The following is a 19,550-nucleotide window of genomic DNA, read 5'->3' as shown; positions in this document are numbered from 1 at the left end:
AAAGAACTATTCTTTTCTTTATAGACATATTCTGATATATTTTAAGGTTATAAAAACCTTGTGAATTAGAAATTTGTACTAAATGACTCTTTGTTGTAATGCAACAAAAAGATCATTTAATCATTAAGAATGGTTTTGATAATTTGAACCAATTCATTTGGTTTCGCTATAAAAGGACTATGTCCAGATTGAATTTGGTACGTTTTTGAAATATTAGCTTCATTAGCCATTTGTTGTTGAAATGGATAGCTAATAGCTGTATCTTCTGTAGTATATATATAGTATTTATTATTTATGGAACTGTATACTTCTTCACTATAATTTAAGGGTGTTCCTGCAGCCACAACGGGTTCTGGTCTAAGTTTTTCTACCAATAACTCAATATCTTGATCTGAGCCATCCTGACAGAATATGTCTCGCATATTTACTTCTGGATTACCAATAGTTACGGTACTACCATCGGCAGAAAATTCTAGTGCTGTAGGAATTAATGTTCCTTGATCCATAGCTGAATATTCAAAGACACTACTACCACTTTGTGGTATAAAACCTGCTACATAAATTAATTTCTCTATTTTTTGTGGGACTAAAGTCGCTGCTTGGGTAACTATGGCTCCACCAAGACTATGACCTACTAATACTACAGGTGTATTTAAGCTATTAATCACATCGGTAACTTGTTGAACATAACCATCAAAAGTTATATCAGCAACTGGAGTTTGATCATTTCCATGACCCAATAATTCAACTGTGACTACAGTGTTTCCTTCTGCTTCTAAATTGGCTTTAACTTTATCCCATACAAAAGAAGCTTGCCATGCACCATGTACTAATACAAAAGTTGATTTATTTTCATTAGTGTTTGAATTATCATCATCTGAACATGAATTTAGGGTTAACATCAATACCAATAAAAAGGCTATATTTTTTATTATTTTCATTTTTTTCTTTTTTAAAATTTATATGTAATTATCTTAAGGAGAGAAGATTTTTGTAAATAGAAATTCCAATTAGACAAAATTAACTTAGGGCTAAATGCCTAATTGGAATACTTATTTAATCTATTTCCTTGTTTTTAGATATGCCATTGCCTTACCAATATCTTCCGTTGTGAGTGACATTAATAATTGGTTAATCGGTTTTTTGGTTTTAGCATCAAACAAACAAACTATTCCAGTTGCTTTGTAAGGTTCCATTACTTTTGTAAGTCCTAATTTACTGATTTCCGCTGCAGATTTTTTTGAAGTCTCAGCATTGGAAATATCATTAATTACAAATTGATAAGCACCATCTTTGTTGTTTGCTTCAAAAGCTGCCATTGCTCTTTCTTCGTTTGCTTTACAAACACTACACCAATTAGCTTTGTTGATGACTGCAATAATTTTTGGTGAAGTTTGTGCAAAAGTACTTGACGAAAATAAAATGGTAAATAAGGTGAATACCATCATTGATTTTAAATTTTTCATTGTCTAAAAATAATTTTGTTATATGTCACTATTGACAATACAAAATTGCATTACTATTGAGACATTTATTTTATGAAAAAGGTCAATGATTTGGGAATTTGGGCCAAAGATTCTTTTTTATTCTTTAGCATTGAATTTTGATCGATAATCGGTAGGAGTTAGCTCATATTTAGTATGAAAGCTTTTGGTAAAGTTTGCTAAATCGTTGAACCCACAATCAAAAGCAATGTCGGTGATACGTTCGTCAGAAACTAGGAGTAATTTAGCTGCTCTCTCTAATCGTTTATTTTTTATATAATTAGCAGGAGAATCATTATATATTTTTTTAAACTCTCTTTTAAAAGAAGAAACACTTAAATTCGTTTTTTGAGCGAGTTCTTCAATATTTACTTGCGAAAAAAGGTTGGCTTCTATAATTTGTTTAAAAGTATATGTATTGGATGAAAAAAGTTGCGACAATATGACTTGTATAATTTCAACATCTTGTGTCTGTGACAATAGGAGAACAATTTCCTTTAATTTTAAAATTAAAATTTCATCATTTACTAGCGATGGATTTTCAAAATAAAAAATAAGACTTTCAATATATTTTTGAATTAAAAAGTCATTATTGATTACTCCTCTGGATTGATTGGTAACTTGTTTGTTGGGTTGAAAAATTAATGGAATTTCTCTATCATAAACCTTTTTTAAAATATCTGGATGAAAAGTAACGATTACAATTTCACCCTTTTCATTTGAATTATTATGTATTTGTTTTCCTGAGTTTATACAGTTTAGCAATAAGGAATGATTAGTAGAAATTTCCAAATGATCATCTTGAGATTGGTATTGCATATTACCTTTTACCATATATAAAAAGCAGGCTTGTTTTTCAACAGGAAAATCAAACTCAAAAGGAGGTTCCAAATCTACTTTTTGGATAAATGTTTTGCCAAATAAATCTATTTTTTTATAATCAAGTACCATGTGATAATGCATTTGGATTTTTTATAATATCTGATAATCAAATAATAATTTGAATGAGTTGTAAAATTAAAAATAAAATGCTCATTTAACAATAATCAAATTTAGTCAGATATGTTGAATGAGCATTAGTATAAGTTTCATTAAAACGAACCTATGATAAAAGTAACGCTTCTGACGTTACAGGAATTTTCAATACTTTTGAAATTAAACAATTTTGTTCGGCATTTTTGGTAATGGCTACAAAATCTTCTGCTTTAATTCCTTCGATATTTCCTGTAATAGAAAGGTGTACAGAAGTAATATCAAAACCTTCCATAGATACAATTGCTTCAGTGTCTAATGAAGTTGGTGTTAAACCCATTTCCATTAAGGCAAAACTAACGGCCATTGTAAAACATCCAGCGTGTGCTGCAGCTAATAGTTCTTCAGGATTAGTTCCTTTTTCATCACCTACAAAACGAGTTTTAAAACTATAATTTGTTTGATCTAAAATTCCACTTTGAGTAGTTAAATTACCTTTACCTTCTTTAGCATTACCTTCCCAATGTGCTTTTGCTGTTCTTTTCATTTTTTTACTTTTAAAATTAATTGTCCTTATTAACGATACAAAATTGTAAAATAAATAACAGAAAGGTTTTATAAATCAGGTCAATTAATAGGTAAATTGGTTCAGATAAACTTAGATATAAGATTAATAAAAAAATTTTGAACCAATAGGTTTAATATAATATATTTGTACTATGGCAAGACCAATAGAATTCGATTATAATAAAAAGCTAAATATAGCCCGAGAACTTTTTTGGGAAAAAGGATACTCTAGAACTTCAATGAATGATCTGGAGGAAAGGCTACAATTAAACAGAAGTAGTATATACAGAAGTTTTGGGAACAAACAGGAACTTTTTATAAAATGCCTCCAAAGTTACATTTCCTTCAAAGAAGACGAATATTCATTAGCAGCGAGTAAAGGGAAATCTCCCTTAAATTCTGTTATAGCCATCATAAACGATATTGAACAAAATATCATACTGGACACAAAAACCTGTTTATCAATTTATACCACTTTTGAATTGGGAAGATTGGATGTTGATGTATATAAAGTATTGCAAAAACAATCTGAAAAAACAGTAGGTCTTTTTGAGACATTAGTAGAGCAAGCACAGAAAATAGGTGAAATACCCAAGGATAAATCTCCTCAAGATTTGGCCTACTATATAGTTTCATGTTTAGCTGCTATTTGGCATGCAGACATATTGTTTAAAAATTCTGCCATAACTAAAAAAGTAAGTAAGATGATTATTGATAGCATAACTAAATAATTTTTTTGCATTATTTTAAAACGATAGGTTTAATATTATTTTTTAACTAATTAGAAAAAGCAATGTAATAATATGAACAAAGTAAAAGAAAAAATAAATAAATTTTGGGAGCGTGGAACACTGCGTACCTCAAGAAGAGGTGAATTTTGGATTACAGGAAACCCAATTGAAAAAAATAACGAAAAATACCAAGATGCTCCTATGTTTGTATCATGGGAATCACCTGAAAAAATTAAACATCCTTATCCAGTTGTATTGATTCATGGGGGCCTATTCCAATCTACAGAATGGATGGATACTCCTGATGGAAGACCAGGTTGGGCACAACGCTTAGTAGAAGCAGGATTTACTGTATTTAATGTCGACCGCACGGGACATGGTAGATCACACTCTCATCCTGAATTATCCTCTGGTACATTAGGCACTCCCTTTTCATACAAAACTGGTAGAAGTGTGTTTTTTCCTCAAGAATTAGCTGACCAACATACCCAATGGGTTTTTGATCCCGAAGACCATGATGCCTATGATGCATTTATAGCTGGATTTAGTGCCTTACCTACAGACCTTGAGCAAGCGCAAATTACTGATGTTGATCGCTTGTCAAAATTACTTGAAAAAATTGGACCTGCCATTATTTTCACACATTCTGCATCAGGACCTTTAGGATGGCTTCTTGCTGAACAGAAAAAGAATTTTATAAAGGGAATTGTGACTGTAGAACCTATGGGACCTGCATTTGGAACTATACATGGTTTAGGATATTTAAAGTACGGATGGACCGCTGCGGAAATTACATACAACAAATCGATAGCGAGTTTTGAAGATTTACAGAAAAACTTTGACCATTACTTTATTCCAGCTTTGAAAGAATTACCTATAGCTGTCATTACTGGGGAAGCATCACCATTTACTTATTATGTGCCAGAACTGATTGCATTAATAAAACGATCAGCTGCTAAGGTACACCATTTACATTTACCTGATTATGGGGTACTAGGGAATGGTCACGGACTTATTTATGAGAAAAATTCTGATGAAGCACTACAACCAGTCCTTCAATGGATTGAAAACAATATAGAATCATAAAATTTATAGTCCATTAAAAAGCAAAATAATATTTTTTAAAATTCATTTGGACTAATCAGTACATAATTATATCTTTGTGGACTAATCAGTACATATTTATTTTGTACCTATAAAAATTTTAAAAAATGAAAAAATTAATGAACAAAGTAGCATTAATTACTGGCGGTACTAGTGGAATTGGTAAAGCAACGGCTATAGACTTTATCGAACAAGGTGCAACTGTAATCATTACAGGAAGACACCAAAAAACAGTTGACCAAACCGTTAGTGAATTAGGAGAAAATGCTTTGGGAATCGTAGCTGATTCAGGTAATATCTCAGACTTAAAATCATTAGCCGAGAAAGTTAAATCTTTAAAAGGAACAGTTGATATTCTTTATGTGAATGCTGGATACGGTAAATTTGCAACAATTGAAGAAATAGACGAAGTACACTATGATGAACTATTTAATGTGATGGTAAAAGGAACCATTTTTACAGTTCAATCCATTTTACCTTTAATGAATGAAGGCAGTTCTATAATTCTTAATACATCTATAGTAACTGAGATAGGAATGCAAGGTGCTTCTGTATATTCTGCATGTAAAGGTGCCGTTAAGTCTTTTGTAAAAACATTTGCCTCTGAATTATCCAATAGAAAAATACGAGTAAATGCAGTAAGTCCGGGACCTATTGAAACAGGATTTTTTAACAAAACAGGAATGAACGAAGAAGAAATCGACGGTTTTGTAGACGAGATATTAGTACCTCAAGTACCACTAGGCAGAATTGGAAGGGCACAGGAAGTGGCAAAAGCTATAACATATTTAGCATCTGAAGATTCATCATATGTTCACGGAACTGAAATTTATGTAGATGGAGGAATGGTTCAATTTTAAATTTGGACGATCCAGTTAACAATTATTATATTTACAGGGTAATAATCCTTTTATCCTGTAATTTCACTTATATGGCAAGACAACGCGAATTTGATGAGACTAAAGTTATTGAAACAGCTATAAATCTTTTTTGGAAAAAAGGATATAATGCAGTATCAACACAAGATATGCTAGAAGCATTTAATATTAGTCGTTCAAGCATGTATAGTGCCTATAAAACTAAGAGAAATTTATTCATATTGGCCTTACAAGAATACAGAAATACATCAGCAGAAAAAATGATAACAACTTTGAATGAGGGAACCTCATTTAAAGCAACCATCAAAAAAATTTTATCTCAATTTATAGAAGAAACTATTTCAGACATTGACAACAAAGGTTGTTTTATAGTCAATACAGCAATAGAACTTGCGGCACATGACGATGAAATTTTAGAAATAATAAGAGAGCATAGAAAAGATATTATTTCAGCCCTAACAAATGCTATAGAAAAAGGAATTAATAAAGGTGAAATAGTAACGAAACAAAGTCCAATATCTATTGCAAACTACTTCTACAGTTTTATAAATGGATTGAGAGTAGATGGAAAAATATACAAAGATGTAAATGAACATATGAAAGTTCTAGATATAGTAATGAGCTTGTTAGACAATTAGAGAACCTTTTTATTAATGATGTTTGTAACCATGATGGCAGTTTAAATTATTCATAGTTATCTCAATACATCTTTAATCAATTGTTCTTTTGAATACTAATTTCGTATTCAAATTTAGTTTATATAAAAATTCAAGAGTTAAGTTTTAAAAAGTATACCTTAACTCTTGAACTTTTACCCTTTCTTTAAAATTCCTTTTTCAACACTTTCATTTAAAAGATTTTCAGCGTATTTCCAAATAGTTTCAGAGCCTTTTTGTATGACTTTTTTCTTCTCATATACTTTTTCATACTTTACATCAAATTCCTTCCATGTGCCTCCATTATTAGATGTATTTTGTAATAAAGGTTCTAACCTATCCATTGATTTTGCAAATTTAGCTTCTTTAGTCTCCCCTGCTTCAAATTCTTCCCAAATTGCAAGCAACTCATGAGCCTGTTCTTGGGGTAAAATCCCAAAAATTCGATTAGCCGCTATTCTCTCCTCATCCGTATTACTGTGCGATTTTTTTGTATCATAAATAAATGTATCTCCAGCATCAATTTCAACTATGTCATGAATCAACACCATTTTTAATACCTTAAGAAGATCAATAGAAGTATTAGAATGTTCCGCAAGAATAATCGCCATTACTGCCAAATGCCAACTATGTTCAGCATCATTCTCATTTCGATCGCTATGAAATAGTTTGGTCTTTCTTTGAATATATTTTATTTTATCAATTTCCTTGATGAAAGCAATTTGTTTGAATAATTTTGATTCCTCCATTAGATTTTTTTTTAATACAAAGATAAAGGTAAAGTTGCTTAAAATAGAGGAATAGAAGGAATATCTATCAGTTAATCTATTTTAGTTTTCATTAAGATTTTTGAAATAATCCTTTATAAAAATTGTATTTAAATTTAGTTGTTGAGCGCTTAGCATATATCCTAATTCTATATTTCCATCTTTTAATTGTTCAAATATGGAATCAAGAAATTCACTTACAGGAGGGGCATCATCATGTAAGCCTTTTCCCCCTAAATCTGTGTTCAATTTAGGCGGTATAATTTCGATTATTTCTATATCAGTATTCTGCAATTGCTGTCTTACTGATAGCGTAAACGAACGAAAAAAGGCTTTAGTGGCACTATAAACAGGCACTTTAGTCAAAGGTACAAATGCCAATCCCGAAGTAACATTGATAATAGTTGTAAGAGATGTAAGTTGTATAAAAAGACTCGTCAGATGAAGTGGGGCAAGAACATTAATGTTAATTTCTTGTTTTGCTCTTTCAAAGAAGTTGTTCTCCGTAATTTTCATCCAGTTTTGAATTCCTGCGTTATTAACTAAAACGTTTATATCAGGATGTTTTTCGGAGACCCATTCAAATAAAGCTATTCTTTCTTCTTCGATTTCCAGATTACAGGAACGAGTAATTACATTCGGAAATTTTTTAGTCACTTCATCAAGAGCTTCCTGTCTTCTGCCACAAATGATTACAGTATTATTTTCTTTTACAAATCGTTCCGTTAATCCAAGCCCGATGCCACTTGCACCACCTGTGATTAAAATTTTATTGTTTGAAATCTGCATAATTTTAAAATTAATAATCCGTTGATTTTGTTAATGATTTTAATTGCTCGTAATTATTTCTTAATAACTCTATTTTAGTAATGGCGCGTTCATAAGCATCACTTCCTAAAAGAAGATATACTGGCGGTTCCGGCATTTCAGTAAGTTCGATTATTGCCTTAGCTGCTTTTTTTGGATCACCACCTTGTTTTCCGCTAATTCCTTCAAATCGTTTTTGAGCAGCATGAATTTCTGCATAAGCTTCAATCTTATTTTCTGCCAAAACAAGAGAGTCTGGATTATTGAAATTGGTACGGAAACCACCTGGAGCGATAACAGTAGCTTTGATGCCAAAGGGTTTTACATCATCTGCCAATACTTCAGTAAGACCAATTACTGCATGTTTGGTCGCACCGTATACAGACCAACCAGTACTAGGAGCAATACCTGCTATTGATGAAATAGTAATGATATGTCCATTATTTTGTTGTCGCATAATAGGTAATACATGTCGAATAACATTTATGATACCGAATACGTTGATATCAAAACTATCACGTACTTCTTTATCTGTCAACTCTTCCATCGTACCTCCAATACCATATCCTGCATTGTTGACAACTACATCTATTTTCCCAAATTTTTTATGTGTTTGCTCAATAGCAATAGCAACACTTTTTTCATCTCCAAGTTCTACTTGAAGTGGTAAAAACGAATCCTCGTTATAGTTTAAGACAGTACTTAGACTTGCTGTATTCCTTGAAGTTGCTGCTACGATATGACCTGCTTCTAAAATTTCTTTGGCTAAGGCTAATCCCAAACCTTTGGAAGCCCCTGTTATAAACCATACTTTTCTGTTTTCCATTTTTTTATAATTTTAATAGAGCAAAGGTATGGAGTAAGGTAGAGTAGGTGTTTTCTCAAATCAAACGGATACTATCGAAATTCAAACAAGTCGTACAGAGGTAGGTGTACTGTTGGTATGTTTTTTAAAAAAATGAGTAAAGTGAGCGGGTTGCGTAAATCCTAGACAATAGCTAATATCTGCTATATTCCAATTGGTGTGTTTTAGCAAAGCAATAGCTTCAGCCACAAGCCTTTCGTTGATGTGATTTGTAGTTGTTTTTCCTGTTGTCGATCGTATAGCTCTATTCAAATGATTAACATGTACTGCAAGTTTTTCTGCAAAATCACTTGCCGTTCTTAAATTTATGGATTGCTCTACTGTTTCAATAGGAAATTGTTGCTCAAGTAATTCCGTAAATATAGAAGTTATACGCGAATTGGTATCTGGATGATGATAAATATGTTCGTTCGGCTCCATTTTTATAGCATAATGTATCAATTCATTGACTAAGTTAAATAGGAGTTGATATTTGAATTTATATTGAGAATTTGATTCGGTTATTATTTTCTCAAATAATATAGCTATTTCATTGTCTTGTTCATCATTTAAATGATATACCGTTTTTCCTCCTAAGGAAAACATAGGTAAATCATGATTTCCATGTCTATGGTTTTCTATAAAAAAAGATTCTTTAAAAACACAAAAGAAACCAGTAGCCTCTTTATCTATTCGTTCAAATTTATAAGGAATTGATGGATTAAAAAAAATAAGTGTGCTGCCGTTAAGGTTAATACTCTTATCCGCGTAATGACATCGGTGATTTCCACGAATTAGCATAATTTTAAAAAAATCGTAACGCGCATAAGGCAGTGGCGTTCTTTGACTAGTTGTTTCAGTCAAATTAAAAACTTTAAAACCTCCAGCATCTACAGGTGGTAATGATGGAATATCATTAAATTTATGCTTGTAAAATGCTTCTAAATTTTCTATTTTAGACATATTGCAAATTTAATATTTTTTTGCGAACTAATTTCTAGTTAAAAAAACTTAAAAAGTTACCTCAAAGTATTTTTCATTACATACTCCTTTTTTGTTTTTCTGAATAGACATGACTATTTAAAAACGGACGCAGATTTTTTTTATTTTTTCGGAACAATGTATAAGAAACATAAATATAAGTGGTTCAAAAGAAACTCAAACCACTAGTATATTTATAATAGGATTATTGTTTTTAAAAGATTACCAAGGAATTTCAACTGTATCAGGATTGGTTTCTTCGCTAAAGAATTTTCCAGTTGGTCCATCTTGCCCAATAGTTGCATATTTTACTATTCTGGCTGCAGCTGTATCTACATCTCCTCCATTGCCAAAAGTAAAATCGGTAGCGGTTAATCCTGGACAAACAGCATTAATTTTAAAATTTGTATCCCTTAGTTCATAAGCCAAATGTACCGTATACATATTTAAAGCGGCTTTAGAAACGGCATAAACAGCATATTTAGCATAAGGGTATGCAGGCCAGTTTGGATCACTTTGTAATGTTATAGAGCCAACACTTGTACTTAAATTTACAATTCTTGGTTCATTAGATTTTTTAAGCAAATCGATAAATGCATTTGTAACTCTAGATATGCCTATCACATTAACATCAAATGCAGCAAAAAATTCTTCAGGTTTTGATTGTAAGGCCGTGTAGGGATTACGTCCCCCATTGATACCTGCATTATTAATCAAAACATCTAAGACTTCGGTCTTGTTACCGATTTCTTTACGTGCTGCCTCAACTGAATGACTGTCTGTTACATCCAATTGAATGTTTTCTACATGAATTAAACCTGCTGCTTTCAATTTTTCAACAGCGATTTTCCCGTTTTCAGTATTTCTGCTTCCAATATAAACATAATACCCTTTTTGCAATAAAAGTTTTGCAGTGGCAAAGCCAATTCCTTTATTGGCTCCCGTAATTAATACTTTCTCCATTCTCTATTTTTTTATAATGAAGCAAAATTATATGGAAGAAAAATGGATAAATTTACCAAATGGTAAAAATAAATTAAATAATGTTTTTTCTAATTCTACTTAAAGATTGTTGCGTTACTCCTAAATAAGAGGCTATGTATGTTAAAGGAATGCGATTAACCAAAGTGGGATAATTTTTCATAAATTCTAAATATCGAGCTGTAGCATCTTGAGAAATTACAGGGTGTTTTCTAGATTTTTGATACATACAAACCTGCACCATTTTATTTTTAATATCATCCCAACCTACCATGATTTGAGAAAGTTCATTCCATGTTTGTCTTGAAAAAACGATAAGTTTACAATTTGTACAAGCCTGTAAATAATCGGTAGAAATAGTGTTGGATTCAAAATTAATATAATCACACATTAAACTATTTTCACTAATAAAACAACGCGTAATTTCTTCACCTTTAGCATTGTAGTAACAACCTCTAAAAACACCTTCGACTACAAATGCAACTTGTTTTGGAATTTTTCCAGCTTCAGAAAAACATTCTTCTTTCTCAAGATTTATTTCTGTTACTTTACTTTTAATTAAATTAGTTTGTTGAGAATTTAGATTTCCAAATTGTAAAATATATTCAATAAATTGTTCCATTAAACAAAGTTACAATAATACTACAATTTAGTTTTTGCTATTGGATAAAATGATCGCAAAAGGGTTCGTATTTTTGTACATAAAAACAAGAAGCTTCTTCAGCAAGTATAGAAAACGCTAAAAAGTATTTCAGATAAATGTATTCGGAACCATTGAAGTAACACAACAATTTTTATCATTGCAGGTTTATTCGAAGCTGGGTTTACTTATTGTTTAAGTAAAGCTAACAACCAAAAAACAATTCGTCCATAAAAATCGACAATTGGGATACTGCTAATTGAAAAACAATTCCTTTCATCATAGTTTTACTGAAAAATAAAACAATCATGGAAGCAACAATTCAAATCTTAATTTACAGTCACGCATTTTTAGGAGCAATAGGGTTACTAGCTGGGTTAGCTAGCATTATATTAAAAAAAGGCAGTAAACCGCATCAAAAAATGGGCAAACTTTTCTCTGTAAGTATGTTTGGAAGTTGTTTATTATCTTTATTCATTGCATGCATGCCTAAACATGAAAATCCCTTTTTATTTTTAATTGGTTTTTTTACTATTTATTTAGTGATTTCAGGGAACAGAGTATTAACTTTTAAAACAAAATCTAAAGCAGATTTTATAGATAAAATAATTTCTGGAACTATGTTTTTAGCAGCAATTGTAATGCTACTTTTTGGTATCTATGGTATGATTAACGCACTATCACAAAGTTTTTTATTTGTATTCTTTGGTGCATTTGGTCTTTTTATGTCTACCAAAGATTTTATCTTTTTTAATTTACTACATAAGAAGAATTGGCTAGCCCAACATATTGGTAAAATGGTAGGTGCGTTCATTGCATCGGTAACAGCATTTATTGTGGCAGGTTTAAGCTTAGGGTCTATACTAAGTTGGATTGTTCCTTCAATTGTAGGCACTTTGTATATTATCTATTGGAATAGAAAAATGAAACCTAAAACAAGATTAATAGCAAAATAATTAATAAAAAGAAGAACAGTTGCTTTCATTTTGCAACAGATAAAGTATAAAAAAGAAGATTTTAACTAAAAAAAATTAAATAGGAATACAATAGTATAGACAAAAACACTAAAAAAAAGCATAAAAACGACAAATTACATCTAAAAATCAATCATTTACAAAAAAAATATCTTACAAATAAAAATGCGCTCAACCCTTATTATAACTGGTATAACGCATTTTTTTTGAAGCAATTTTAACATTTTAATAGGTCATTTTTTATCTTAACTTACATTTAATCGATTTTTTTATTGCGTTTATCGATTTTTTTATTACATTAGCAGAGAAACTAAAACTCTGATTATGAATATACTACTACAAGGCATTACCTTCGTTAAAGAAGCGAAGTGTAAAGTATTTGGTCATAAGCTAGTGACTACCAAGAATGTAACCGAATACATTAAAGAATACCAATGCAAATGCTGTGGTTTAGAATTAACAAACAACTATAAAGGCGTAAAAAGTATTCTAACTCCAGAATTAAAAGACGTAAATGTTACGGTAATGGATTTTTGCCACAGAAGACATCAACGCCAAACTGCTTAAAAAAAATTATTCTCGTAATGCAAATTGGACAAATAACCGTCCAAAAACAACACCTGCGATAAAAATTACTATCTCTTTATCGCATAACAATACCCTTGCGCTCAAAATCAAAGAAAACACTGCTATTAACCCAAAAAATATAGTTATCTTATCAAAACTATAACACGAGCTACCGCTGGTATTCCATTACAAATTTAACCTAACCATCCGTCTCTATCCAAACTTCGATATTGTATGGCTTCCGCTATATGTTGTGATTGTATATTTTCGGAATCATCTAAATCAGCAATAGTACGCGAAACTTTTAAAATGCGATCATAAGCTCTAGCTGATAAATTCAACCGTTCCATAGCTGTTTTTAAGAGTTGTAAAGACACTTCATCTAACACACAATACATCCGAATCAATTTACTACTCAATTGCGCATTATAATGAATATGAGTATAATCATGAAATCGTTCGGTTTGAATACTTCTCGCTCGTGTGACTCTTGCTCTAATTTCTGCACTGCTTTCCGCTTTCCTTGTATCTGATAGTTTTTCAAAAGGAACAGGAGTTACTTCTATATGAATATCAATCCGATCTAACAACGGACCCGAAATTTTACTCAAATAACGTTGCATTTCCATGGGATTCGTAGCTACTGGAGCATCGGGATCATTAAAATAACCACCCGGACTTGGATTCATACTAGCCACTAACATAAAGGAAGACGGATACGTAATAGTAAATTTAGCTCTCGAAATAGTGACTTCTCTATCTTCTAAAGGTTGTCGCATTACTTCTAAAACTTCCCGTTTAAATTCGGGTAATTCATCTAAAAACAAAACCCCATTATGTGCCAAAGATATTTCTCCAGGTTGCGGATAACTACCGCCTCCTACCAAAGAAACCGAACTAGCACTATGATGGGGTGAACGAAAAGGCCTTTGAGTTAGCAAACCTGTTTCTTTTACTTTTCCTGCTACCGAATGAATTTTAGTCGTTTCCAATGCTTCCTGCATGCTCATAGGTGGCAAAATACTAGGTAATCGTTTCGCAAGCATCGTTTTTCCTGAACCAGGCGGACCGATTAAAATAATATTATGCCCACCAGCAGCGGCAATTTCCATACATCTTTTAATACTTTCTTGTCCTTTAACATCTGAAAAATCAAATTCGGGGAAAGCCAAGGTTTTATGAAATTCTTCCTGACAATCAATTACTGTAGGCAACAAACCTTCTTTCCCATCAAAGAAATCAATCACTTGCACTACATTTTCCACACCATACACTTCTATCCCATCGACAACTGCCGCTTCTTTTACATTTTGTATGGGTAAAATTACGCCTTTAAACCCTTCTTCTTTTGCCTTAATAGCGATAGACAAAGCCCCTTTTATAGGTTGTAAACCACCATCGAGCGACAGTTCTCCCATAATGATATAATCTGTGATAAAGTCGGTTTTTATTTGTCCAGAAGCAGCTAAAATACCTACTGTTAAGGTTAAATCATAGGCTGAACCTTCCTTGCGTAAATCGGCAGGTGCCATATTAATGGTAATCTTTTTTCCAGGTAACGAATAGTTGTTGTTTTTAAGAGCTGCAGCAATGCGATAACTACTTTCTTTTATCGCAGAATCGGGTAATCCTACCAAGTGGTAGCCTATTCCTTTATCAATATTTACCTCAACGGTAATGGTGGTAGCTTCGACACCGAAAACGGCACTACCGAATACTTTTACTAACATGGCGTGTACTTTTAATTTTGGCTTATAATAGATACAAATATAGAAAAGATTTTAAAAGTTACTACATTAGTATTTAATATTAAGTCAAACAAAAAATAATTTTATATTTGTAAATAACTATATCATAATAAATATGTTAGACTATAATAAACTAACCCCCTCAGATCTTGCTAAAATTATAAATGATCAGAAAACTGTTGTTATTCAAACAAATCAATTACTAACAAACACTGTTAAAAATGAAATAAATAAATGGGTAGAATATTCAATCCCTGTTATTTCTAATGATGAGTTAGTAAGTGTCCTAGCAACTACATTTAACTCTAGTAATATGGACGAAAACTGGAATCCTTTTATATTAACTGCTTATAACCTTAATGCTAAAATTAAATTTAAAAACACTAATCAAGTTGACTGTATAGTAGAAATAAGTTTTGAAAATTAATTATGCATAAAAGAAGTGTTATCAAAGAAAGTCTACTTATAGAATATAAAATGTTGCATCATACATTAACGAATTTTGAAGAAACTGTAGACAATTATAATTTAGAACTAGATAAATATGTTGAATTTACAAAAGCTAAATATGGAAGACCTCCTATAAGTTACTATTCAAAAACATTTATAGATGATATTTATTCAGATTTTGTAATTAATAAAAGACCAAAGATTGAAACAATTGAACGTTTAGATAAAGCTTTTTTCAAAAATAAAAGTAAATTTTCTGAGGGCGATATTTTATTAAATAAATTTACTTTTCAAAGAGTTATCTTACTAAGAAGACATGATGTAAATCTTCTGCAAAGTTGTGCTTGGTGGGTTAGAACTCATCCAGATGGAATTGAAGAATTTGCTCTTCCAGAAGATGAATTAAAAACAATTAACTAATTATGAATTCAAAATTTTATATTTCAACAGTTGTTGATAGGGTATTAATTTATTTAATATTAGTTTTTAAATGAAAAATTTTTTTGATTTAATAAAAGATAATTTTAATTTATTAGTCTCTGTTCCTCCATTATTGGGAGCGATATGGCAACTAATAGAATTAAGTCGAATATCATTATCATATATTAGATTTTTCTCGATTTCACAATTAATTGCTGATGGTGCATTATTTTTAATTGTTATTCTATTATTACTGGCAAGCACAATTTGGTTTAATTTAATAACAAAAAAAAATAATGAAGATGAAGAAAATAAAAAATTAAGCGAATTTCTTGAAGTTAAAAAACCAAATTTAATTCATTCATTTTTATTTTCTTTAATTGGATTAGGGGTAATTATTTGTGGATTAATATTTGCAAATAATTATTTTATAAAAAACATTAATTCAATAGTTGTAATTTGGTTTATCCTACCAGTTAACATTATTATTGTTGCTATTGGTTATACATCGTATTTAAAAGGTATGAAACACGTTGAAAATATTTTTTCTATAAATAGAAAGAGTAGATTAAAAATATATACATATATGATAATAACTGTGTTATTCATTCATTACTTAAAAATCTATTACAATGAATTTAATAAGCAGATGTTGTTACCGAAAAATTTGGTTAATATAAAAGATATTGAAAAAGATATCAAAACAAACTATCCAAATACTACCATATCTTTAAAATACTTAAATGATAAATATATATTTTATTCGATTATAGATAAAAAAGGTAATGAAAAAATAAAGATTATAAAGTTCGATAATTTGTTTGAATAGATTAATTATTCACAATTTTCTTTATTAAGCAACTCTTCAAACTTTATAATCTCAACTTGTTGCGAATTAACAACTTTAACAAAAATGTAATTATCGTTTAAATAAAGTATTTCAAATTCATTCTTCTTTTTACCCAAGTAACATTCTATGTTTTCTATATTTTTAAGATCGTCTGGTATAAAATAAGTCTTGTGGAACATTTTACCGAAGTTATCAATATTAGATGCAAAAATTAATATTAAAGAAGATGAAAACAAAGTTAAAGCAAATTTAGATATACTTCTTTTAAAGTGGTAATATACTATATCACCTAATACTTTAAATAAGATCATAATTAATATAATTGATACAATAAATAAGATTGTACTATAATTATCATGAATTATAATCTCATATAACATATAGATTATAAATATTAAAATAACTAAAAATGATAATATTTTCAACCATAATTTCCCATATAAATCTTTGGAATTTGGTTTAGCAAAACTCTCAGAAAAAATTACTAAATATGAAAATGTTAGTATTCCAAGTATAAACAAAATTATAATACCATCAGCTACAACTTGAGTAAGTGAAAAGAATCTCACATAAGAAGTATTAATAATCATTAATTCAATTAATTGCCAAAAACCACCTAATACAGTTGGAACAAGTAATATTACATTTAAATGATTTTGTATGTACTCTAACGATTGTTTAATTTTATCCATAACTCAAATTTAATTGAATCATTGATAAAACATTTAAAATCTAATCATTAGTTATCCCAACATTATTAACATAAGAAGTAACATAAAGATTTACAAATCACGACTTTAGTTAATCATAGTCTCCTAACTTTAAGCAATATAACAACCTACCAAAATCTATACGCATCTTCAACGAAATGTAACAACACAGTGTACACCTGCAACCTACTCAAAATGCAATGTTTTAGTACCAACTAAACCTGCTACCAACACCAAACGCAGTGTTTTACTACCAACTACAGCTGCTACCTACACGAAACGCATTGTTTTACTATCAACTACACCTGCTACCTGCACAAAACGCACTGTTTTAGTAGCAACTACACGTGCTTTTTCCGAGGATTTTATACAAGCAGAAACGGTAGCTACTTGTTACCATCTTACTCTAATTTTTTGGGGTAATTTTAAATAGCTTTTTGGCATTGTTATTGTTATTATCTCAAAATATAACTTAGTATTACGTTAATTTAAAATTAAATACAGTATTTATGGAAACAAATGCAAACAATTTCAAAAATGAAAAACCGAGTAAAACTAGAAACGTTCCAGTAGCCGATATTAACTTCGGTAATGTCATTACAACAGTAAGTGAAAAATGGGCAGCTTCTAGTTGGTTAGCATTAAAATGGTTAACCGTTGCACAATTTCAGGCAGATGCAGCAAGTTACAACAACACACTATCCATTAGATTATCTAAAGGTGCTACGCGACCACAAATTACACAAACTTTAGAAGCCTTAGAAAAAACTATGGATACGCATTTGTCTTATGTAAAGGGTTACATTACAGATAAATATAAAAAAGAAAACAGTACTAGCTATTTTGCAGCTTTTGGTATTGAACACAAAGGCAATCGCTACCTGTTACCAACAGATAAAAACAAAAGAGTGGAAGCCTTAAAATTAATGATTAGCGCACTAACAGAGCACGGGTTTGAAGACAAAGAATTTGGATTGGCTTTCTGGACTTCCTTACAACAACAATATAGTGTTTTAGTAAAAGAAGCTACAACAACAGATGGTCAGGTTTCGGTTAAAGTAGGTGATAAAAACATCTTAAAGAAAAATCTAAATAAAGGATTAAATGCCATTATTTATACTATAAAAGCCAATTATCCTGATACATACAAACAAGAATTAAGAGATTGGGGCTTTCAAAAAGAGAAATATTAAGCTTTAACGAGTCATTTTAGTAAACAAAAGTGTTTGCAAACTCAATTCCTATTATGAAATATAATAGGAATTTTTATGATGTGTTGTCAGGTTGCCTTTTCTTTAGTATTAACATATAAATAAAATGGTCTATTTTTAAATTAGTTTTCATCTAAATTTACTTTTGCAATGAACTTATATTAGGGATTTACATGCGGTCAACCAACAACCATCAACCATCAACCATCAATCACCAACCAACAACCAACAACCAACAACCAACAACCAACCAACAACCATCAACCATCAACCAACAACCATCAACCATCAACCAACAACCACCAACCACCAACTCAATTAGGCATTTCCATTCCTTTTTCGTACCTTTGCACTTTGTGATTTTGTTTATTTCGTATAAACATCTATTAAGATTCTATATGTAGAATCTTTCTTTTTAATCATTCGATTTGTAGTAGTTTACTGCATCTGGCCTTAGGAAAATCCTAAACAGGCAACAAAATTTGAAATTGAGAATATAATGCACACGATAGATTATTTAATCTTTGTGGTTTACATGCTAGTGATGCTAGGTGTAGGCTTTTATTTTTACAAAAAAAACACCTCTTCAGAAGATTTTTACGTTAGTGGACGCAACATGAGTAGTTGGCACATTGGTTTATCGGTAGTGGCAACCGATGTAGGTGGTGGCTTCTCTATTGGTTTGGGAGGTTTAGGTTTTACTATGGGGATTTCGGGCTCTTGGATGTTGTTCACTGGATTAATTGGAGCTTGGCTAAGTGCAGTTCTTTTAATACCTAAAGTCAGTAAACTAGGACATCAACACAAATTTTTCACATTTCCTCAAATTTTCAATCATTTTTACACTCCAAAAGTAGCTTTATTAGCTGGAATTATCTCTGCAATTGGTTACATTGGTTTTACCAGTTCACAAGTTTTGGCAGGAGCCAAATTAGCTTCTGCAACTATTGCTGGTTTGGATTTGCAATGGGCACTTCTTATTATGGGAGCTATTGCAGTTATTTATACAGCTGTAGGTGGTTTAAAAGCGGTAATTTATACCGATACCATTCAATGGATTATTTTAATTTCAGGTTTGGTTTTTATTGGTATACCAATGGCATATCATGCTGTAGGAGGGTATGAAGCCATTCAATCAACTTTGGCTCCTGAATTTTTATCGCTAACCAATGTAAGTTGGCACCAACTTCTAAACTGGGCGGTAACCA

The 19,550-nt window shown here is 30.8% G+C and carries 23 protein-coding genes; 11 read left to right on the top strand and 12 right to left on the bottom strand.

The genetic code is table 11. The annotated features are described in order from the left end of the window. Positions 1-116: 116 nt before the first annotated feature. The 4 genes from CX675_RS10365 to CX675_RS10350 form a co-directional block, all read right to left on the bottom strand. The gene (locus CX675_RS10365) at positions 117-941 is read right to left on the bottom strand and encodes an alpha/beta fold hydrolase (protein ID WP_130735165.1); all 825 of its coding nucleotides are present in this window, start codon (positions 939-941) and stop codon (positions 117-119) included. 120 nt (positions 942-1,061) lie between these two features. Further along, positions 1,062-1,466 (bottom strand): hypothetical protein, encoded by a 405-nt coding sequence (locus CX675_RS10360; protein ID WP_130735164.1) that lies wholly within the window; start codon positions 1,464-1,466, stop codon positions 1,062-1,064. Positions 1,467-1,583: 117 nt separating this feature from the next. Then, positions 1,584-2,447, bottom strand: a complete 864-nt coding sequence (locus tag CX675_RS10355) for an AraC family transcriptional regulator (protein WP_240723620.1) — start codon at positions 2,445-2,447, stop codon at positions 1,584-1,586. Positions 2,448-2,586: 139 nt separating this feature from the next. After that, positions 2,587-3,003, bottom strand: coding sequence for an OsmC family peroxiredoxin (locus CX675_RS10350; protein ID WP_130735163.1), 417 nt, complete (start codon positions 3,001-3,003; stop codon positions 2,587-2,589). A 172-nt stretch (positions 3,004-3,175) separates the two neighbouring features. On the opposite strand from CX675_RS10350, the gene CX675_RS10345 reads away from it, so the two are divergent. The 4 genes from CX675_RS10345 to CX675_RS10330 all read left to right on the top strand — a co-directional run bounded on the left by CX675_RS10345 (position 3,176) and on the right by CX675_RS10330 (position 6,374). Then, positions 3,176-3,754, top strand: coding sequence for a TetR/AcrR family transcriptional regulator (locus CX675_RS10345; protein ID WP_130735162.1), 579 nt, complete (start codon positions 3,176-3,178; stop codon positions 3,752-3,754). A 72-nt stretch (positions 3,755-3,826) separates the two neighbouring features. Next, positions 3,827-4,840 carry an alpha/beta fold hydrolase gene (locus CX675_RS10340; RefSeq protein WP_130735161.1) on the top strand — a complete coding sequence of 338 codons (1,014 nt, stop codon included), beginning with the start codon at positions 3,827-3,829 and terminating at the stop codon, positions 4,838-4,840. 125 nt (positions 4,841-4,965) lie between these two features. Continuing rightward, positions 4,966-5,718 carry an SDR family oxidoreductase gene (locus CX675_RS10335; protein ID WP_130735160.1) on the top strand — a complete coding sequence of 251 codons (753 nt, stop codon included), beginning with the start codon at positions 4,966-4,968 and terminating at the stop codon, positions 5,716-5,718. Positions 5,719-5,789: 71 nt separating this feature from the next. Further along, on the top strand, positions 5,790-6,374 hold the full coding sequence (locus CX675_RS10330; RefSeq protein WP_130735159.1) for a TetR/AcrR family transcriptional regulator: 585 nt from the start codon (positions 5,790-5,792) through the stop codon (positions 6,372-6,374). A gap of 173 nt (positions 6,375-6,547) precedes the next feature. On the opposite strand, the gene CX675_RS10325 is transcribed toward CX675_RS10330, so the two are convergent. The 6 genes from CX675_RS10325 to CX675_RS10300 all read right to left on the bottom strand — a co-directional run bounded on the left by CX675_RS10325 (position 6,548) and on the right by CX675_RS10300 (position 11,394). Beyond that, a complete protein-coding gene (locus CX675_RS10325; RefSeq protein WP_130735158.1) occupies positions 6,548-7,141 on the bottom strand; it encodes an HD family hydrolase in 594 nt (197 codons plus the stop codon). Between the two features lie 81 nt (positions 7,142-7,222). Beyond that, positions 7,223-7,948, bottom strand: a complete 726-nt coding sequence (locus CX675_RS10320) for an SDR family oxidoreductase (protein WP_130735157.1) — start codon at positions 7,946-7,948, stop codon at positions 7,223-7,225. A gap of 10 nt (positions 7,949-7,958) precedes the next feature. Beyond that, complete coding sequence (locus CX675_RS10315; protein WP_130735156.1) at positions 7,959-8,792, bottom strand: oxidoreductase; 834 nt, start codon at positions 8,790-8,792, stop codon at positions 7,959-7,961. 81 nt (positions 8,793-8,873) lie between these two features. Beyond that, positions 8,874-9,773: an AraC family transcriptional regulator gene (locus CX675_RS10310; RefSeq protein WP_130735155.1), complete on the bottom strand. Its 900-nt coding sequence runs from the start codon at positions 9,771-9,773 to the stop codon at positions 8,874-8,876. Positions 9,774-10,013: 240 nt separating this feature from the next. After that, entirely contained in the window at positions 10,014-10,754 is a 741-nt protein-coding gene (locus tag CX675_RS10305) for an SDR family NAD(P)-dependent oxidoreductase (protein WP_130735154.1), read from the bottom strand. Between the two features lie 73 nt (positions 10,755-10,827). Beyond that, positions 10,828-11,394 (bottom strand): Crp/Fnr family transcriptional regulator, encoded by a 567-nt coding sequence (locus CX675_RS10300; protein ID WP_130735153.1) that lies wholly within the window; start codon positions 11,392-11,394, stop codon positions 10,828-10,830. Between the two features lie 326 nt (positions 11,395-11,720). Here CX675_RS10300 and CX675_RS10295 point away from each other — a divergent pair, with 326 nt between their 5' ends. Next, the gene (locus CX675_RS10295; protein WP_130735152.1) at positions 11,721-12,368 is read left to right on the top strand and encodes a hypothetical protein; all 648 of its coding nucleotides are present in this window, start codon (positions 11,721-11,723) and stop codon (positions 12,366-12,368) included. Between the two features lie 342 nt (positions 12,369-12,710). After that, positions 12,711-12,953, top strand: coding sequence for a hypothetical protein (locus CX675_RS10290; protein WP_130735151.1), 243 nt, complete (start codon positions 12,711-12,713; stop codon positions 12,951-12,953). Positions 12,954-13,147: 194 nt separating this feature from the next. Here CX675_RS10290 and CX675_RS10285 read toward each other — a convergent pair whose 3' ends face one another. Beyond that, a complete protein-coding gene (locus CX675_RS10285; protein ID WP_130735150.1) occupies positions 13,148-14,683 on the bottom strand; it encodes a YifB family Mg chelatase-like AAA ATPase in 1,536 nt (511 codons plus the stop codon). 133 nt (positions 14,684-14,816) lie between these two features. On the opposite strand from CX675_RS10285, the gene CX675_RS10280 reads away from it, so the two are divergent. From CX675_RS10280 to CX675_RS10270, 3 genes are all read left to right on the top strand, one after another. Then, positions 14,817-15,128: a hypothetical protein gene (locus CX675_RS10280; protein WP_130735149.1), complete on the top strand. Its 312-nt coding sequence runs from the start codon at positions 14,817-14,819 to the stop codon at positions 15,126-15,128. Between the two features lie 2 nt (positions 15,129-15,130). Next, complete coding sequence (locus CX675_RS10275; RefSeq protein ID WP_130735148.1) at positions 15,131-15,571, top strand: hypothetical protein; 441 nt, start codon at positions 15,131-15,133, stop codon at positions 15,569-15,571. Positions 15,572-15,641: 70 nt separating this feature from the next. Continuing rightward, positions 15,642-16,400: a hypothetical protein gene (locus tag CX675_RS10270; protein ID WP_130735147.1), complete on the top strand. Its 759-nt coding sequence runs from the start codon at positions 15,642-15,644 to the stop codon at positions 16,398-16,400. 5 nt (positions 16,401-16,405) lie between these two features. On the opposite strand, the gene CX675_RS10265 is transcribed toward CX675_RS10270, so the two are convergent. Next, positions 16,406-17,113 (bottom strand): hypothetical protein, encoded by a 708-nt coding sequence (locus tag CX675_RS10265; RefSeq protein ID WP_130735146.1) that lies wholly within the window; start codon positions 17,111-17,113, stop codon positions 16,406-16,408. 527 nt (positions 17,114-17,640) lie between these two features. On the opposite strand from CX675_RS10265, the gene CX675_RS10260 reads away from it, so the two are divergent. Both CX675_RS10260 and CX675_RS20140 read left to right on the top strand, forming a co-directional pair. Next, on the top strand, positions 17,641-18,324 hold the full coding sequence (locus CX675_RS10260) for a hypothetical protein (protein ID WP_130735145.1): 684 nt from the start codon (positions 17,641-17,643) through the stop codon (positions 18,322-18,324). Positions 18,325-18,841: 517 nt separating this feature from the next. Beyond that, positions 18,842-19,550: sodium:solute symporter (locus CX675_RS20140; protein ID WP_370277687.1), on the top strand; the 709-nt coding region annotated here is incomplete at its 3' end.

The organism is Flavobacterium sp. J27, assembly GCF_004303025.1.
In the GTDB taxonomy this organism is placed as follows: Bacteria; Bacteroidota; Bacteroidia; order Flavobacteriales; family Flavobacteriaceae; genus Flavobacterium.
The sequence above is the reverse complement of the archived record's forward strand: the minus strand, read 5'-3'. Positions and strand labels throughout refer to the sequence as shown.

Excerpts from the sequence above, each read along its gene's own strand:
- CX675_RS10280 (WP_130735149.1), top strand. The coding sequence starts at position 14,817 with ATGTTAGACTATAATAAACTAACCCCCTCAGATCTTGCTAAAATTATA.
- CX675_RS10360 (WP_130735164.1), bottom strand. The coding sequence starts at position 1,466 with ATGAAAAATTTAAAATCAATGATGGTATTCACCTTATTTACCATTTTA.
- CX675_RS10365 (WP_130735165.1), bottom strand. The coding sequence starts at position 941 with ATGAAAATAATAAAAAATATAGCCTTTTTATTGGTATTGATGTTAACC.
- CX675_RS10335 (WP_130735160.1), top strand. The coding sequence starts at position 4,966 with ATGAAAAAATTAATGAACAAAGTAGCATTAATTACTGGCGGTACTAGT.
- CX675_RS10305 (WP_130735154.1), bottom strand. The coding sequence starts at position 10,754 with ATGGAGAAAGTATTAATTACGGGAGCCAATAAAGGAATTGGCTTTGCC.
- CX675_RS10340 (WP_130735161.1), top strand. The coding sequence starts at position 3,827 with ATGAACAAAGTAAAAGAAAAAATAAATAAATTTTGGGAGCGTGGAACA.
- CX675_RS10355 (WP_240723620.1), bottom strand. The coding sequence starts at position 2,447 with ATGCATTATCACATGGTACTTGATTATAAAAAAATAGATTTATTTGGC.
- CX675_RS10275 (WP_130735148.1), top strand. The coding sequence starts at position 15,131 with ATGCATAAAAGAAGTGTTATCAAAGAAAGTCTACTTATAGAATATAAA.
- CX675_RS10310 (WP_130735155.1), bottom strand. The coding sequence starts at position 9,773 with ATGTCTAAAATAGAAAATTTAGAAGCATTTTACAAGCATAAATTTAAT.
- CX675_RS10285 (WP_130735150.1), bottom strand. The coding sequence starts at position 14,683 with ATGTTAGTAAAAGTATTCGGTAGTGCCGTTTTCGGTGTCGAAGCTACC.
- CX675_RS10300 (WP_130735153.1), bottom strand. The coding sequence starts at position 11,394 with ATGGAACAATTTATTGAATATATTTTACAATTTGGAAATCTAAATTCT.
- CX675_RS10345 (WP_130735162.1), top strand. The coding sequence starts at position 3,176 with ATGGCAAGACCAATAGAATTCGATTATAATAAAAAGCTAAATATAGCC.
- CX675_RS10330 (WP_130735159.1), top strand. The coding sequence starts at position 5,790 with ATGGCAAGACAACGCGAATTTGATGAGACTAAAGTTATTGAAACAGCT.
- CX675_RS10315 (WP_130735156.1), bottom strand. The coding sequence starts at position 8,792 with ATGGAAAACAGAAAAGTATGGTTTATAACAGGGGCTTCCAAAGGTTTG.
- CX675_RS10290 (WP_130735151.1), top strand. The coding sequence starts at position 12,711 with ATGAATATACTACTACAAGGCATTACCTTCGTTAAAGAAGCGAAGTGT.
- CX675_RS10265 (WP_130735146.1), bottom strand. The coding sequence starts at position 17,113 with ATGGATAAAATTAAACAATCGTTAGAGTACATACAAAATCATTTAAAT.
- CX675_RS10320 (WP_130735157.1), bottom strand. The coding sequence starts at position 7,948 with ATGCAGATTTCAAACAATAAAATTTTAATCACAGGTGGTGCAAGTGGC.
- CX675_RS10270 (WP_130735147.1), top strand. The coding sequence starts at position 15,642 with ATGAAAAATTTTTTTGATTTAATAAAAGATAATTTTAATTTATTAGTC.
- CX675_RS10350 (WP_130735163.1), bottom strand. The coding sequence starts at position 3,003 with ATGAAAAGAACAGCAAAAGCACATTGGGAAGGTAATGCTAAAGAAGGT.
- CX675_RS10295 (WP_130735152.1), top strand. The coding sequence starts at position 11,721 with ATGGAAGCAACAATTCAAATCTTAATTTACAGTCACGCATTTTTAGGA.
- CX675_RS10325 (WP_130735158.1), bottom strand. The coding sequence starts at position 7,141 with ATGGAGGAATCAAAATTATTCAAACAAATTGCTTTCATCAAGGAAATT.
- CX675_RS10260 (WP_130735145.1), top strand. The coding sequence starts at position 17,641 with ATGGAAACAAATGCAAACAATTTCAAAAATGAAAAACCGAGTAAAACT.